Genomic DNA, 15465 nt, shown 5'->3' with positions numbered 1-15465 from the left:
AAAGGCCCCTCAGTCCCATTCCAGGCCGCCGCGCCGCCATACGTACGCGTACGCGACGAAGACGGTGAGCACGAAGAGCAGCATCTCCACGAGCCCGAAAACACCCAGGGCGTCGAAGGTGACGGCCCAGGGGTAGAGGAAGACGATCTCGATGTCGAAGACGATGAAGAGCATCGCCGTCAGGTAGTACTTGATGGGGAAGCGCCCGCCGCCGGCCGGCGTGGGGGTCGGCTCGATCCCGCATTCGTAGGCCTCGAGCTTGGCCCGGTTGTACCGCTTCGGACCGATCAGCGTGGCCATGACCACGGAGAAGATCGCAAAGCCTGCCCCGAGGGCTCCCAGTACGAGGATGGGCGCATAGGCGTTCACCGCTCCTCGCTCCTCTCAGTCGGCACTGACTGCTGGCGATGGCATCGGACTTCACACCCGACTCATACGTCCCTCCGACCTCCGTCCGGCCCGACGAAGATCGCGAACATGTGAAGCAGGTCACAAGCCCAACTGACCCGCATCTTATGCCCGCCGGTCTGTGATCTGCGACACGGGGTATTGCACAAGCTTTGTGATCTCCACCACCAGACGAAGGATCATGAAGTCGGATCAGCAGTGATCTTCACACGAGAAGCGTCCGAGTGATCACCAGAGGTGACATTTCCGCTAGTCGGCGCAGGTCGGAAGAGGCGTCTCCATATCAAGAGACTTCTCCTGCATGCAAATTGGTGCTGGACGCGACTGCTTGGTAGGGGGCCGCGTTCACACATCAGGGGGAGGTGCGAGGACGGGTGTGGACGCGTGCACACATTCACGAGCGCCGAACGCCTCCGGACGCAGCCGCCGCCGTAACCGTTGCGTGACCTCCGCCACACACATGAGAGATCAATAAGAACGGGGCTTGGCCATCCGGGCCAACCGATGGTAGCTGCGGGGCAATTCGGGCGTAACAGCGAAAGTCCATGATCACGGCCATGATCACGAGAGTCCGCAATGTCCGTTACGGCGTCAATAAAGGGCGGCATGCCGGGGATTCGGGCCGCCGATTGAACAACTGTGGCGCAGCCCACGTTTCTTGAAGGTATGGAGGAGCCCCTGATACCAGTTGGTCTCATGTCCCACACCGCTCACATACGCAGCCACCGGAAACCCCGCCGCAGCGCGACGACTTCGATCGCCGTGCGTGCCGGAGTCGCCGGTGGCGTGCTCAGCATGGCAGCGGCGGGCGCGTCGGCTTCGGCGTTCGCCGCCGAGTCGACGACGCAGACCCTCGAACTGCCCACCCTCTCGGCCGACCTGGGCAGCCAGGTCGCCGAGTCCGCCGACGCGATGCAGCAGGCGGCCGCCAACTACCAGCTCCAGGCCGAGCGTGACGCGGCCGCCGCAAAGGCCGCGAAGCAGGCCAAGGCGGACCTCGCGGAGGCCAAGAAGAAGGCGGAGGCCAAGAAGAAGGCCGAGGAGGCCCGCAGGGCCGCCGCGGAGGAGGCCGCCTCCCGCAGCTCCGAGCGGGCCACGCTGTCCGCCTCGGCGAGCGCCGGCGTCTCCACGAGCTCGTCCACGGCCACCGGTTCGGCCGCGGCTGTCATCGCCTTCGTGAAGGCCCAGGTCGGTGACGCCTACGTCTCCGGCGGCACCGGCCCCAACTCGTGGGACTGCTCGGGCCTCGTGCAGGCCGCGTTCAGCCAGATCGGCGTCGACCTGCCGCGCGTCTCGCAGGACCAGTCGACCGCGGGCACCCAGGTCTCGCTGAGCAACCTTCAGCCGGGCGACATCCTGTACTGGGGCGGCGCGGGCAGCGCGTACCACGTCGCCGTGTACGTCGGCGACGGCATGTTCGTCGGCGCGCAGAACCCCTCGACGGGCGTCGCCGAGAAGCCCCTGTCCTACGACCCGCCGACCGGAGCGGTGCGGGTGCTCTGACGGACACCGCAACAGCTCGACAGGGCCGCAACCGCTCGGGGGTTGCGGCCCTCTCGGTGCCCTGGCCGGGGTTGGATGGGTTCAGCGATCCGCATCCGCGATCGCACCCACCGCCACGGAACAGGAGACATCACCATGCCCAGTGTGTTCGTCCAGGGCAGGCCCACCGACACCTACCCGCCGCTCGCCCCCGAGGCCCGGCGCGGGCGGGTGCGGCGGATCACCGAGGTCGGCGAGGAAGTGCTGCACAAGCCGTGCCGGGACGTGACCGAGTTCGGGCCCGACCTCGCCGCGCTGATCGACGACATGTTCCTGACCATGTACATCGCGGAGGGGGCCGGCCTCGCGGCGAACCAGGTCGGCGTCGCCCTGCGCCTCTTCGTGTACGACTGCCCCGACGACGACGGAGTCCGGCATGTCGGACACGTCGTCAACCCGGTGCTGGACCCGCTCGATCCGGCCGGGCGCAGGCTGCTCGACGACGGCGAGGGGTGCCTGTCGGTGCCGGGCGCCGTCATGGACGTACCGCGTCCGGACCGGGCCGTGGTGCGCGGGTTCGACCGGGACGGGGAGCCGCTCGTGATCGAGGGGACCGGCTACTTCGCGCGGTGCCTGGCGCACGAGACCGACCATGTGAACGGGCACGTGTATCTGGACCGGCTGTCGAAGCGGGACCGCAGGCGGGCGCTCGGGCAGATGACGGACCGGCGGGAGGAGGTGTTCGCCCGCCGGACGGCCAACATCGAGGCGCTGCACGACCCTCGGGGCACGTTCAGCGCCTGAGGGAGTGGACCAGCGCCCACACCGACACCGCGACGAGGATGACGAACACGGGTAACGCGACCGCTGCGTCCATCCCTCCACGGTGCTCCGGTGCGGGGGCTCCCGTCACGCCTTCGGCGCCACCTTGCTCAGCCCGTTGATGATCCGGTCCATCGCGTCGCCGCCCGTGGGGTCGGTGAGGTTGGCGAGCATCTTGAGGGTGAACTTCATGAGCAGCGGGTGGGTCAGTCCGCGCTGGGCCGCGATCTTCATGACCTTCGGGTTGCCGATGAGCTTCACGAAGGCGCGGCCGAGCGTGTAGTAGCCGCCGTAGGTGTCCTTGAGGACCCGCGGGTAGCGCTGGAGGGCGATCTCCCGCTGGGCGGGCGTCGCGCGGGCGTGGGCCTGGACGATGACGTCGGCGGCGATCTGGCCGGACTCCATGGCGTAGGCGATGCCCTCGCCGTTGAAGGGGTTCACCATGCCGCCGGCGTCGCCGACCAGGAGCAGCCCCTTGGTGTAGTGCGGCTGGCGGTTGAAGGCCATCGGCAGGGCGGCGCCGCGGATCGGGCCGGTCATGTTCTCCGGCGTGTAGCCCCAGTCCTCCGGCATGGAGGCGCACCAGGCCTTCAGCACCTCGCGCCAGTCGAGCTCCTTGAAGGAGTCGGAGGTGTTCAGCACGCCGAGGCCGACGTTGGAGGTGCCGTCGCCCATGCCGAAGATCCAGCCGTAGCCGGGCAGCAGCCGGTCCTCGCCGGGGCCGCGGCGGTCCCACAGCTCCAGCCAGGACTCCAGGTAGTCGTCGTCGTGGCGGGGGCTCTCGAAGTACGTCCGTACGGCGACGCCCATCGGGCGGTCCTCGCGGCGGTGCAGGCCCATCGCGAGGGAGAGCCGGGTGGAGTTGCCGTCGGCGGCGACCACGAGGGGCGCGTGGAAGGTGACCTCGCGTTTGTCCTCGCCGAGTTTCGCGTGGACGCCCGTGATGCGGCCGGTGCGGTCGTCGACGATCGGGGCGCCGACGTTGCAGCGCTCGTAGAGCCGCGCCCCGGCCTTCTGGGCCTGGCGGGCGAGCTGCTCGTCGAAGTCGTCGCGCTTGCGGACGAGGCCGTAGTCGGGGAAGGAGGCCAGTTCCGGCCAGTCGAGCTGGAGGCGCACGCCGCCGCCGATGATCCTGAGGCCCTTGTTGCGCAGCCAGCCGGCCTCTTCGGAGATGTCGATGCCCATGGCCACGAGCTGCTTGGTGGCGCGCGGGGTGAGGCCGTCGCCGCAGACCTTCTCGCGCGGGAACTCGGTCTTCTCCAGGAGGAGCACGTCGAGTCCGGACTTGGCGAGGTGGTAGGCGGTCGTGGAGCCGGCCGGCCCCGCGCCGACGACGATGACATCGGCGGTGTTCTCGGACAGGGGCTCGGTCACGGCGGGATCTCCCCAGGCTCGGAATCAAGTTCGGAATCAACTTCTGAATCCGCGTGCCGACCGGCACTGGACATGGGCAGTCTATTCAGCAGAATTGATCACCCGGCTGAAGGGCTGCCCCATGGACCGAGCTCTGCCCGTAGTACGGCTGCGTGTCCCCACCGACGAGGACGCCGTCGCCTGGCACCGGGTCTTCGACGACCCGGACGTCATGGAGTTCCACGGCGGCAGGTCCGCGGAACTGTCCGTCTACGAGGAGCTCACCGCGCGGCAGCGCCGGCACGACGCCGAGCGGGGTTTCTGTCTGTGGACCATGGTCGCCGAGGACGGGCAGGTCATCGGTTTCACCGGAGCCCAGCCGTGGCCGCGGGACTGGGGGCCGACGGGCGAGATCGAGATCGGGTGGCGGCTCGGACGGGCCCACTGGGGCCGCGGGTACGCCACGGTGGCCGCGCGGATGACGCTGGAGCGGCTCAGGGCGGCGGGCGTCAGGGACGTGGTGGCGCTGGTCAGACCCGGCAACGAACGGTCGATCGCGGTCGCCAAGCGCCTCGGAATGGAACTCGCGGAGACCTACCCGCACCCCCTCCTCCAGGAAGAGGTGCTGTGCTTCCGCCTTGCCCTGGAGGAGAGTTACGCAGAGTAGCGGTCTGCTACGGAAAGCCACCCGGCCCTTCCGGCGGCGACCGGGCCGGAGTTACCCTTCCAGTACCGCTGGGGGTGACATCTGTGCACATACCACCCAAGACGCCCGAAGTGCGCGTACCGCGTCTGGTCGGACTCATGGCCGTCGACGCGCGCGAGACGGCCCAGGCGCAGGGCCTGTTCGTCAACGCGCCGGACCGCAAGGACTTCCACCAGGCCGTCGTCGACTATGTCGTACGCCAGTACCCGCAGCCCGGCGCCGAGGTGCCGCGGGACTCCGTGGTGTACGTGTGGTTCGACCTCGGCCCGGGTGAGGGCGGCGGGGGCATCCGCGAGCCCCGCATCCCCAGACCCCCGAGCGGAGGCCTCCAACGCGAACTGGACGAGCCTGGCGATCCGTACGTGGTCCGGTGCGTGACGGGACTCTGAGCCGGCGCGCCGAGCCGCTCAGCTCTCCTTGACGCCCCGGTGCAGGGCCACGATCCCGCCGGTCAGGTTCCGCCAGGCCACGTTCGACCAGCCCGCCTTCTGCAGGCGCTCGGCCAGGGCCGGCTGGTCGGGCCAGGCGCGGATGGACTCGGCGAGGTAGACGTACGCGTCGGGGTTGGAGGAGACCGCGCGGGCGACCGGCGGCAGGGCGCGCATCAGGTACTCGGTGTAGACCGTGCGGAAGGGCGCCCAGGTCGGGTGGGAGAACTCGCAGATCACGACCCGGCCGCCGGGCCGGGTCACCCGGTACATCTCGCGCAGGGCGGCGTCGGTGTCCTGGACGTTGCGCAGCCCGAAGGAGATGGTGACGGCGTCGAAGCTGTCGTCCCGGAAGGGCAGCCGGGTCGCGTCGCCCGCGGTGAACGGCAGCCAGGAGTGGTTCCGCTTGCCGACCCGCAGCATGCCGATCGAGAAGTCGCAGGGCACGACGTAGGCGCCGGTGCGGGCGAAGGGCAGCGACGAGGTGGCGGTGCCCGCCGCCAGGTCCAGGATCTTCTGGGCGGGGCGGGCGTCGACGGCCCTGGCGACCTCCTTGCGCCACACCCGGTCCTGGCCCAGCGACAGCACGTCGTTGGTCAGGTCGTACCGTTCCGCCACGTCGTCGAACATCGAGGCGACTTCGTGCGGCTGCTTGTTCAGGGAAGCGCGGGTCACGTCCCCATTCTTGCAGGCGGTCCGCCCGGGAGAAGCTGCGGCTTCTTCTTCCCGGCCACGTCCTCCACCCATCCGCACAGCAGCACGAACACCGCCACGAGGAGCCAGCCGATGCCGAACATGAACCACTGGCTCTCCAGGGGCAGCCACTTCTCGAAGGCGGGCACGTTCCAGAACTGGTCGATCAGCGGCACGGCGAGGATCAGCGCGATCTCGTGCCACAGGTAGATCGTCACCGCGCGGGAGTTGAAGACGGTGACGACCCGGTCCGTGCGCCGGAAGCGGGTCAGCCACGCGAAGTCGATCCGGAAGTACGACTTGGCCCACATCAGCAGCGTCACGTACCCGGCGGACCAGAAGGCCTGCGCGAGGGGGATGTCGTCGAGGTCGTACGACCCCGTCCCGGCCTGGTGGGTGAAGGCGTACCAGCCGCCGAACCCGATCGCGGCGAGCGAGAGCACGACCACGGCCGGGGGCTTGAGCCGGTCCAGGACCCGGTCCCGGTGGGCGAAGCCGAGGATCCAGCAGAACAGGAAGGTCGCGAGGTCGGTCAGCGCGCTGCCGAGGCGGTCGTCCGGGGGCTCCCACAGGAACTGGAAGACCACGATCGGGGCCAGGGAGGCCAGCAGGACCGGTACCGGGGCCGCCCGGAACACCTTCAGCAGCACCGGGGACAGCAGGACGAACCAGAGGTACGTGCGCAGGTACCAGAGGATTTCCCAGGCCTGCTCACCCCAGGCGTTGCCCGGCGGGTCGCCGAGCGGCACGACCCAGTAGACGATCTGCCAGCCCGGCATCCAGTCGTGGACCAGCATCGCGAGGACCACGAAGACGCCCCAGAACCAGAACGGCGGCAGCAGGCGGCGCAGCCGGCTCCTGATCACCTGGGCCGCCGGGCGCTCCAGGGACTTCGCCATCAGCGTCCCGGCCAGGCCGAACATGATGCCCATGGAGGGGAAGACCATGCCGGCCCAGGCCCACCCGAACGTGTGATAGGCGACGACCCGGATCAGAGCGAGGGCCCGGAGCGTGTCGAAGTAGCGGTCACGGCCGGAGGGCCGAGACGGAGGCTTCTCCTCCTCCGCCTCGGCGTCAGCGGGGGCTTCGAGAACCTCGTGGCCGACGTAGTCCTGGACGTACGGCTGTTGCGCATACCCCGAGTACCCGTACTCCTGCCCGTATCCCTGCTGGGGGTATCCCTGCTGGGGGTATCCCTGGTGGGGGAATCCCTGCTGGGGGTGTCCCTGGTGCTCCCAGCTCATCTAGCTCACCCCCGCCGGGGTGCCGACCTCGCCGGTCCGCTTCAGTTTCTGCCAGCGCAGGCGGCCGCCGGTGAGCGCGGTGATGCAGGAGTGGATGAGGACGAGGTACATCATCTGCCGGTAGGCGAGTTGCTGGAGCGGCATCATCAGCAGATACCGGTACTGCTCCTTGTCCAGCTTGAAGGCGTACGCGGCACACACGAGCTGGACGCCGAGGACCGCGAGCCACGCGTACAGCGCCGCCTGGAAGTCGACGAAGATCATCGAGTAGGCGGTGAACACGTCGATCAGCGGGGCGAAGACCGGCGTGAGGATCTGGAAGATCACCACCAGCGGCATCCCGACCCGGCCGAAGCGGCCCGAGGGCCCCTTGTCGGTGAGGGACCTGCGGTGCTTCCACAGCGCCTGCATGGTGCCGTACGACCACCGGTAGCGCTGCGACCAGAGCTGCTTGAGGGAGCCGGGCGCCTCGGTCCAGGCGCGGGCGTGCTCCTGGTAGACGACCCGCCAGCCCGCGCGGTGCATCGCGATGGTGATGTCGGTGTCCTCGGCGAGGGTGTCCTCGCTCATGCCGCCGACCTGGAGGACCGCCTCGCGGCGGAAGGCGCCGATCGCGCCCGGGATGGTGGGCATGCAGCGCAGCAGGTCGTACATCCGGCGGTCGAGGTTGAAGCCCATCACGTACTCGATGTGCTGCCAGGCCCCGATGACCGTGTTGCGGTTGCCGACCTTGGCGTTGCCGGCGACCGCGCCGACCTCCGGGTCCGCGAAGGGCTGCACCAGCTGCCGTACGGTGTCCGGTTCGAAGACGGTGTCGCCGTCCATCATCACGACGATGTCGTGACTGGCGCTGCGGACGCCGTTGTTGAGGGCGGCCGGCTTGCCCGCGTTCTCCTGGCGGATGACGCGGACGTTGGTCATGCCGAGCTTGTCGGCCGCGGCCCGGGCGATCTCCGAGGTCCCGTCGGAGGAGCCGTCGTCGACGACGATCACCTCGATCGGATGGGTGCTCTTCGCCAGCGACTCCAGGGTGTTGGCGATGCACTCCTTCTCGTTGTACGCCGGGACGATCACGGTCACCGGGCGGGTGACCGTGGGCCCCCAGCTGAAGCGGCGTTTGTTGCGCTGTCTGTAGTGGCGGCGGGCGAGGACCAGCATCATTCCGAACCGGCCCATGACGGCCACGCCGACGACCACCAGTCCGGCCGACAGCGTGGGCACGGTGTACTCGGCCACGGCGACGGCCACGACGAGCGCCTTGCCCTCGTAGAGGGTCGCCCCGGTGGCCTCGCGGTGCGCGGCCTGGAGGCGGTCGGCGCCGTTCAGCGCCCCGCCCGGGAGCTGTCCGCCCGCGGCGCCCGTGTTCTGGGCCTCGATGACCCCGCTGACGGTGGTGAAGGTGTAGCCCTTCGCCCGCATCTTCTCGATGTACTTCGGCAGCGCCTCGATCGTCTGCTCGCGGTCGCCACCGGCGTCGTGCATCAGCACGGAGGCGCCCGAGGTACCGGACGGCGTGGCCCACTTGACGATCTTCGAGACGCCCGGCTTCTTCCAGTCGTCGCTGTCGGTGTCGACGAAGACGCTGGTGTAGCCCTCCTCGCCGAGCTTCTTGTAGACGGGCCAGCTGTAGTTGTCGATCGCGTCCGTCTCCGAGGAGTACGGCGCCCGGAACAGCGTGGTCGTGATGCCGGCCGCGCCCGCGAGCGCGAGCTGCGTCTGGGTCATCTCGCGCCGGATGCGGGCGTCGCTCTGGTAGGAGAGGTCGACGTGGGTGAAGGTGTGGATGCCCACCTCGTTGCCCTGGTCGACCATGTCCTGCACGATCCCCGGGTAGCGCGAGACCATCGAGCCGACCACGAAGAAGGTCGCCGGGACGTCGTACTTCTCCAGGATCTCCAGGACCTGGGGCGTGTACGTCGGGTTCGGGCCGTCGTCGAAGGTGAGCGCGATCGTCTTGGACGGGACGGAGGTCGTCGTCGCCTGCCCGCCCCGGAAGCTGATGATCGGCCCGCCGTCGAGGATCTTCTCGGGGACCTTGCTGGAGCTGGCGCCGTCGCGCACCCGCTGGTCGCCGCCGACCTCGGCGCGCAGATAGCCGTCGAGCAGCATGACACTGGTCAGGCCGAGCAGGAGCAGCAGGGCGAGGATGACCCGCGGTTTCTGCAGCGCCGCGGCCTTGCCCGCCGCCCGCTCGATGCGGGAGGGGGCACGCCGGCGGCCGCGGGAGGGCGTCGTCGTGGTCATGTGGTGTGGCCGTTCCGGTCAGTTGGAGGCGACGGAGGCGGTCGCGGTCGGGGCGGCGCTCGGCGGAGCACCCGTGGCGTTGCCGGTGGGCAGCGCCGGCGGGGTGCCGATACCGCCCTGCGGCTGGAGGCCGCCGGGGCCGGAGTTCGAGGCACCGCCAGGGCCGCCGCCCGCGAAGGGCAGCAGCGTCGCGCTGGAGACGCCGATGCCCATGAAGGCCAGGCCCAGCACGACGGCGTAGCCGAGGGACAGGGCGCCGAGGAGAAGGCCGATCCGGCGCAGCAGCTTGGAGCGGCGTCCGGAGTTGTCAACGAACACGGGCCCCTCGGCGGACCCGTTACTGCCGCGTTTGCGGCGGCGACCGCGCGCGTCGGCACGGTTTTCGGTGGCAGGCTCGGAATGCATTCCCCAGACGTTAGGGAGTCTTTATGTGTCCACATTTGGCGTTCTTGTGAGGCGCATATGAGAAAGGTCTGACGCTTTCCGTTTCCTGAGAGATTCCACGAAAGCCTGTGAATTCGTCATGACGCTCAGGCCCGTGTGAGACATTCGCTCCTCAGAAAGCGACCTCACGAGAGCGGGTGCATGCGCAATGCGGAGTTTCCTGAAGCCGATGGCCGGGCTCAGTTGTCTGATCGCCCTGGCCACGGCAGGGTGTTCCTCCGGATCGGGCAGCACCTCGGACGCGAAGCCGCCGGACCGGAGCAGCGCGTCACCGTCGGCGGTCACCGGGTACGCCCCGTACGTCAGTGCCACCGGGGCCTCCGACAACGACTCCGCGGGTTCGCCCTCGGTCTACAACCTGGCGTTCGTCATCGCCGACGGCAGCGACTGCACGCCGTCCTGGAACGGCACGTCGGCCATCGGGGACGCGTCCGTCGCGTCCCGGATCAGCGCGCTCAAGGAGGACGGCGCCGAGGTGCGGGTCTCCTTCGGCGGGGCGTCCGGGAAGGAGCTGGCCGAGACCTGTTCCAGTGCGGCGAAGCTCGCGGCGGCGTACGGCTCGGCGCTGGACGCGGCCGGTTCCTCGCTCGCCGACTTCGACGTCGAGGGGGACGCGCTGACGGACTCGGACTCGGTGGATCTGCGGTCCGAGGCGATCGCGTTGCTCCAGGAGGAACGGACCGATCTCGCCGTCTCGTTCACGCTTCCCGTGATGCCGTCCGGGCTCGACGACGACAGCGTGGCTCTGCTGGAGTCCGCGAACAACAACGCGGTCCAGGTGTCGACGGTCAACATCATGACGATGAACTACGGGGAGTCGTACGACGGGGACATGGGGGATTACGCGATCACCTCCGCGAAGGCGGCGCAGGCGCAGTTGAAGTCGGTCTTCGGTACGTCGGACTCCACCGCGTGGCGGGCTCTCGCGCTCACCTCGATGATCGGGACGAATGATGTGGACGGGGAGACGTTCACGTTGTCCGACGCGGCGCAGGTGCGGGAGTTCGCGGAGTCGGAGGGGGTGGGGTGGGTGTCGATGTGGTCGACGTTCCGGGATCAGCAGTGTGCGTCGGGGGAGTCCGGTGAGGATGATCCGTTGACCAATTGCAGTGGGGTTTCTCAGAGTTCGGGGGCGTTTGGGGAGGCGCTGGGGGGTTGAGTTTTGAGTGCGGGGCCGGTGGGGGCTGGTCGCGCCCGCGCGGCGGAGCCGCACATCGATACAGCCCCGCGCCCCTAAAAATCCCTACCTGCGCCTGTGCAGCAAGCGGCCCCTGATCACCGTGGCCACGCATTCCGTTCCGGAGAAGATCGCGAACGTCGCGTCCGCGTCGGGGAGCAACGGGGGTGGGGCCGCCTCCGTGGACCCGTCCTGGATCGTCAGGCCCGACCTGTGCACGGCGTCGATCACCGTGGGGCGCTGCAAGGGGCCGATGACCGCCACCGTGCCCTGCGCCAACAACCGCTGTACGCCCCGCCTCGCGCTCGCGCCCCACCGTGCGTCCGTCATGGCCAGGGCCGACAGCGCCTCGCCCGTGAGGGGCTCGGCGCCCAGCTCCTCGCGTGGGTCCGGGTGGTAGGACCGCTCCAGGAGCTCCGGGCCGTGCGGGTGCAGCAGGCCGGGGGTGATGCGTCCCGGCCAGCGGCGCACCCGGGCCGTGGAGTGGGCGGCCACCAGGTCCTCGTAGGGCTCCACGGCGGCGATCCGGCGGCCCTCGACCAGTACCGCCCCGCCGGGCAACGGCGCTCTTCCGTCGCCCGGGACCACCAGGTCGGCCGTGTGGATCGTCAGCACCGCGGGCCTAGTTGGAGGCGAGGATCTTCAGCTCGGGGTGGGCCGTGCCGCCCTCGATCGCCGTGGAGGAGATGTGGGACATCACGCGCGCGTCGACCGGGTCGTTCGCCGGGTCGTCGTGGACGACGAGGTGTTCGTACGTCGTGGAGCGCTGGGCCGGGACCCGGCCCGCCGTGCGGATCATGTCGATCATTTCCTGGAGGTTGGAGCGGTGCCTGGCACCCGCCGCCGAGACGACGTTCTCCTCCAGCATGACCGAGCCGAGGTCGTCCGCGCCGTAGTGCAGCGTGAGCTGGCCCGCGTCCTGGCCGGTGGTCAGCCAGGAGCCCTGGATGTGGGCGATGTTGTCCATGAAGAGCCGGGAGATCGCGATCATCCGCAGGTACTCGAAGATCGTGGCCTGGGTACGGCCCTTCAGGTGGTTGTTCATCGGCTGGTAGAGGTACGGGATGAAGGCCCGGAAGCCGCCCGTGCGGTCCTGGACGTCACGGATCATGCGCAGGTGCTCGATGCGCTCGGCGTTGGTCTCGCCGGTGCCCATGAGCATGGTGGAGGTGGACTCCACGCCCAGCCGGTGCGCGGTCTCCATGATCTCCAGCCAGCGCTCGCCGGACTCCTTGAGCGGGGCGATGGCCTTGCGGGGGCGCTCGGGGAGCAGCTCCGCGCCGGCGCCGGCGAAGGAGTCGAGACCGGCCGCGTGGATGCGCTGGATCGCCTCCTCGACCGAGACCTTCGAGATCCTCGCCATGTGCTCGACCTCGGAGGCACCCAGCGAGTGGATGACCAGCTGGGGGAACTCCTTCTTGATGGCGGCGAAGTGCTTCTCGTAGTACTCCACGCCGTAGTCCGGGTGGTGGCCGCCCTGGAACATGATCTGCGTGCCGCCGAGCTCGACGGTCTCCGCGCACCGGCGCAGGATGTCGTCCAGGTCGCGGGTCCAGCCCTTGTCCTTGGCGGTGGGCGGGGCGTAGAACGCGCAGAACTTGCACGCCGTGACGCAGACGTTGGTGTAGTTGATGTTCCGCTCGATGATGTACGTCGCGATGTGCTCCGTGCCCGCGTACCGGCGGCGGCGCACGGCGTCCGCGGCCGAGCCCAGCGCGTGCAGCGGGGCGTCGCGGTAGAGGTCGAGCGCCTCCTCGGGAGTGATGCGCCCGCCCTCGGCGGCACGGTCGAGGACGGACTGAAGGTCGGCCTTCTCGGTCACCGGGGCGTGCCTTTCGTCAAGGATTCGGGCGGTCCGGGCCAGCCTACGCCAGCCCTGTGACAAGCCGGATGTCAGGCCGTGTACGCACCGATCAGCAGCCCCGCGTACGCCCCCGTGATCAGGAACGGTCCGAACGGGATCGCCGTCTTGCGCCCCGCCCGGCCCGCCAGGACCAGGACACCGCCGTACAGCGCGCCGAGCAGGAACCCGGCGAAGGTGCCAAGGAGCACGGTGTCCCAGCCGTACCAGCCCAGGACCGCTCCCGCCCCGAGCGCCAGCTTCACGTCGCCGAACCCCATGCCGCCGGGGTTGATCCGCCACAGCACCCAGTAGCCGACGCCGAGGGCGAGGGCGCCGGACAGGGCGTGGGACCAGGTGCCGGTGTGCTCCGGCAGGAAGGAGACCAGCCCGAGCAGCGCGAGCGCGGCCGCCGCGAGGGGCAGGGTGAGCGGGTCGGGCAGCCGTCGTACGCGCAGATCGACCACGGCGAGCAGGACGCCCACCGGGGTGAGCAGCAGCCAGACGGCGATCTCCGGGCGGGTGCCGGTGGCGGCGGCGAGACAGGCGCAGAGGAGGGCGGTGAGGGTGGCAAGGAGCAGGGCGCCGCGGCCGTACGACTGCCGGGTGCCGCAGTTCCGGCACCTCGCCCGTCCGAGCCAGCCGGCCATCGGGTGCCCCTCGGGGCAGGTCGAGCGCCACGCTTCCCCGGGCGGGACGGAGAAGCGGTAGGCCGCGCGGGGCAGCAGTGCGCCCGTCGCCGCTCCCCACAGCGCGGCCACGACGACGAGCAGCCCCGTCACCGCCCGACCTTCGACATCCGCGCCTCGGGGTATCCCTCGGCCTCGCTCTCCGAGGTGTACTTCAGGTCCTCGCCCACGGTGGTGAGGCGGACCGTGTGCGCGGCCGGGTTGCAGCCGGGGTGGTTGTCCTTGGCGCCGACGGCCGTGGTGACGAGCTCGGTGTCGGTGACCTTCTTCAGGGTGAGGACGTCGGTGCAGACCGCGCCGATCGCGTCGGTCTGCTGGAGGCGGCCCAACTCCTCGCCCACGCCCACCTTCTTGACGGTGATCCGGAAGGTCCCCATCGGCAGGCTTCCGCCGAGCCCCGTGCCCTGGCCCTCCCAGGTGCCGAGAAAGCGGGCGGGGACCGCGGCCGGTCCGCCAGTCGGCTCGCTCGACGACGACGGGGAGACAGAGGAGGAGAGGGACGGGGAGACGGAGGAGGACGCCGACGGCACGGAGGTCGGCGCCGAGGAGTACGCGTCGCTGCCGGGAGGGGAACCCGCCGAGTCGTCGTCGCCGCCTCGCCCCGGCAGCAGGTCGAACACGAACACCGACCCCACGGTCACGGCCGCCAGCGCGCCCGCGACGGCGAGCGCCACGGTGCAACTCAGCCGACGCCCGCGGCCGTTGTCGCCGGACGTGGACGTGGCCGCCACGGAGACGGAGAGCTTTCCGGGACCGGAGCGGCTGTCCGAGGGCACCACCGTCTCGTGCGGCACCGCGTCCCGGGGCTCCGGCAACACAGCGGGTCCGGAGGGAGTGCCCGTGGGAGCCGGTGGCGTGACCGGATATGCGGCGGGCCCGGTCGCGGGGGCCGGAGGTGCCCCCGGCGACACCGACGGCATCACTGGCGGCGGCCCGAACGCACCCACCGGATCAGCCGGCCCCCCGCCCACGGAAGGGCTGCTGAACCCCACCGGCCCGGACGGCCGCTCCGCCACCGCCTCCAGGTTCAGCAGCTCCACGGCGCTGCGCCCCACCTGCTCGACCAGGGCCCCCGGCAGCCACCCCGCCGCCACCAGCCGGGCCGCGCCCTGCGGGGCCAGCCGCCGGGCCACCTCGCCCGGAGCCGGCCGCTCCTGCGCCGACTTGACCAGGCAGGCCTCCACGACCTCCCGCAACTCACCGCTCAGTGAGCCGAGTTCGGGCTCCTCGTGGACGACCTTGTAGAGGAGCGAGGCCGAGGAGTCCCCGGGGAAGGGCGGTGTCCCCGTGGCCGCGTAGGCCAGGACCGCGCCCAGGGAGAAGACGTCCGCCGCGGCCGACACCCCCTTGCTGAGGATCTGCTCGGGCGCCATGTAACCGGGCGAGCCGATCGAGACCCCCGTCGACGTCAGGGACGCGGTGCCGTCGGTGGCGCGGGCGATGCCGAAGTCGATGAGGAGGGGGCCGTCGACGGTGAGCAGGACGTTGGAGGGCTTCACGTCCCGGTGGACGAGCCCGAGTTCGTGCACGGCGGCGAGCGCCTCGGCCAGTCCCGCGCCCAGGACCCGTACGGAGTGCTCGGGCAGCGGTCCGCCGTCCGTGACCGCCGAGGCCAGGGAAGGGCCCGCCGCGTACCCGGTGGCGACCCAGGGCACGGGCGCCTCCGGGTCGGCGTCGAGGACCGGCGCGGTCCAGGCCCCGCCCACTCTGCGCGCCGCGTCCACCTCGCGCCGGAATCTGGCGCGGAACTCCTCGTCGAGCGCGAAGTGCGGGTGCACGATCTTGACCGCGACCGTGCGCCCGCCGGCGCTGCGGCCGAGGTAGACCCGGCCCATGCCGCCGGAGCCCAGCCGGCCGAGCAGCCGGTAGGGGCCCACGGCGGTGGGCTCGTCGACGCCGAGCGGCTGCATCCTGCCTCCCCCGTAAGTCCCCCGT

15 protein-coding genes are annotated in these 15465 nt (G+C 70.2%); 5 read left to right on the top strand and 10 right to left on the bottom strand.

All coding sequences use genetic code 11. The features are described from left to right. Positions 1 to 9: 9 nt before the first annotated feature. Positions 10 to 369, bottom strand: coding sequence for an NADH-quinone oxidoreductase subunit A (locus M2163_RS28925; RefSeq protein ID WP_007383963.1), 360 nt, complete (start codon positions 367 to 369; stop codon positions 10 to 12). Between the two features lie 735 nt (positions 370 to 1104). Here M2163_RS28925 and M2163_RS28920 point away from each other — a divergent pair. Next, positions 1105 to 1911 carry a C40 family peptidase gene (locus M2163_RS28920; RefSeq protein WP_280849941.1) on the top strand — a complete coding sequence of 269 codons (807 nt, stop codon included), beginning with the start codon at positions 1105 to 1107 and terminating at the stop codon, positions 1909 to 1911. A 135-nt stretch (positions 1912 to 2046) separates the two neighbouring features. After that, the gene (def, locus tag M2163_RS28915; protein ID WP_280895450.1) at positions 2047 to 2694 is read left to right on the top strand and encodes a peptide deformylase; all 648 of its coding nucleotides are present in this window, start codon (positions 2047 to 2049) and stop codon (positions 2692 to 2694) included. 105 nt (positions 2695 to 2799) lie between these two features. Here def and M2163_RS28910 read toward each other — a convergent pair whose 3' ends face one another. Then, positions 2800 to 4086 carry a geranylgeranyl reductase family protein gene (locus tag M2163_RS28910; RefSeq protein ID WP_280849943.1) on the bottom strand — a complete coding sequence of 429 codons (1287 nt, stop codon included), beginning with the start codon at positions 4084 to 4086 and terminating at the stop codon, positions 2800 to 2802. Between the two features lie 121 nt (positions 4087 to 4207). Between M2163_RS28910 and M2163_RS28905 the strand changes: the two genes are divergently transcribed. Further along, complete coding sequence (locus M2163_RS28905) at positions 4208 to 4732, top strand: GNAT family N-acetyltransferase (RefSeq protein WP_280895449.1); 525 nt, start codon at positions 4208 to 4210, stop codon at positions 4730 to 4732. 110 nt (positions 4733 to 4842) lie between these two features. Next, the gene (locus tag M2163_RS28900) at positions 4843 to 5160 is read left to right on the top strand and encodes a PASTA domain-containing protein (protein ID WP_280849945.1); all 318 of its coding nucleotides are present in this window, start codon (positions 4843 to 4845) and stop codon (positions 5158 to 5160) included. Between the two features lie 18 nt (positions 5161 to 5178). On the opposite strand, the gene M2163_RS28895 is transcribed toward M2163_RS28900, so the two are convergent. From M2163_RS28895 to M2163_RS28880, 4 genes are read right to left on the bottom strand one after another with little or no spacing between them, the layout of a single operon-like run. Continuing rightward, positions 5179 to 5874, bottom strand: coding sequence for a demethylmenaquinone methyltransferase (locus tag M2163_RS28895; RefSeq protein WP_280895448.1), 696 nt, complete (start codon positions 5872 to 5874; stop codon positions 5179 to 5181). Next, a complete protein-coding gene (locus tag M2163_RS28890; RefSeq protein WP_280895447.1) occupies positions 5871 to 7136 on the bottom strand; it encodes an acyltransferase family protein in 1266 nt (421 codons plus the stop codon). The genes M2163_RS28895 and M2163_RS28890 overlap by 4 nt, the downstream gene beginning before the upstream one ends. Further along, positions 7137 to 9380, bottom strand: a complete 2244-nt coding sequence (locus M2163_RS28885) for a bifunctional polysaccharide deacetylase/glycosyltransferase family 2 protein (RefSeq protein WP_280849948.1) — start codon at positions 9378 to 9380, stop codon at positions 7137 to 7139. An 18-nt stretch (positions 9381 to 9398) separates the two neighbouring features. After that, positions 9399 to 9698 (bottom strand): hypothetical protein, encoded by a 300-nt coding sequence (locus M2163_RS28880; protein ID WP_348540941.1) that lies wholly within the window; start codon positions 9696 to 9698, stop codon positions 9399 to 9401. A gap of 274 nt (positions 9699 to 9972) precedes the next feature. Here M2163_RS28880 and M2163_RS28875 point away from each other — a divergent pair, with 274 nt between their 5' ends. Then, positions 9973 to 10983, top strand: a complete 1011-nt coding sequence (locus M2163_RS28875) for a chitinase (RefSeq protein ID WP_280849950.1) — start codon at positions 9973 to 9975, stop codon at positions 10981 to 10983. A gap of 84 nt (positions 10984 to 11067) precedes the next feature. On the opposite strand, the gene M2163_RS28870 is transcribed toward M2163_RS28875, so the two are convergent. From M2163_RS28870 to M2163_RS28855, 4 genes are all read right to left on the bottom strand, one after another. Beyond that, positions 11068 to 11616, bottom strand: coding sequence for a hypothetical protein (locus M2163_RS28870; RefSeq protein ID WP_280895446.1), 549 nt, complete (start codon positions 11614 to 11616; stop codon positions 11068 to 11070). Between the two features lie 7 nt (positions 11617 to 11623). After that, entirely contained in the window at positions 11624 to 12823 is a 1200-nt protein-coding gene (gene mqnC / locus M2163_RS28865; protein ID WP_280849952.1) for a cyclic dehypoxanthinyl futalosine synthase, read from the bottom strand. Between the two features lie 71 nt (positions 12824 to 12894). Further along, positions 12895 to 13623: an A24 family peptidase gene (locus tag M2163_RS28860; RefSeq protein ID WP_280895445.1), complete on the bottom strand. Its 729-nt coding sequence runs from the start codon at positions 13621 to 13623 to the stop codon at positions 12895 to 12897. Further along, a complete protein-coding gene (locus M2163_RS28855; protein WP_280895444.1) occupies positions 13620 to 15440 on the bottom strand; it encodes a serine/threonine-protein kinase in 1821 nt (606 codons plus the stop codon). The genes M2163_RS28860 and M2163_RS28855 overlap by 4 nt, the downstream gene beginning before the upstream one ends. Positions 15441 to 15465: the final 25 nt, after the last annotated feature.

The sequence above is a fragment of the Streptomyces sp. SAI-135 genome, from assembly GCF_029893805.1.
Classification (GTDB): Bacteria; Actinomycetota; Actinomycetes; order Streptomycetales; family Streptomycetaceae; genus Streptomyces.
The sequence above is the reverse complement of the archived record's forward strand: the minus strand, read 5'-3'. Positions and strand labels throughout refer to the sequence as shown.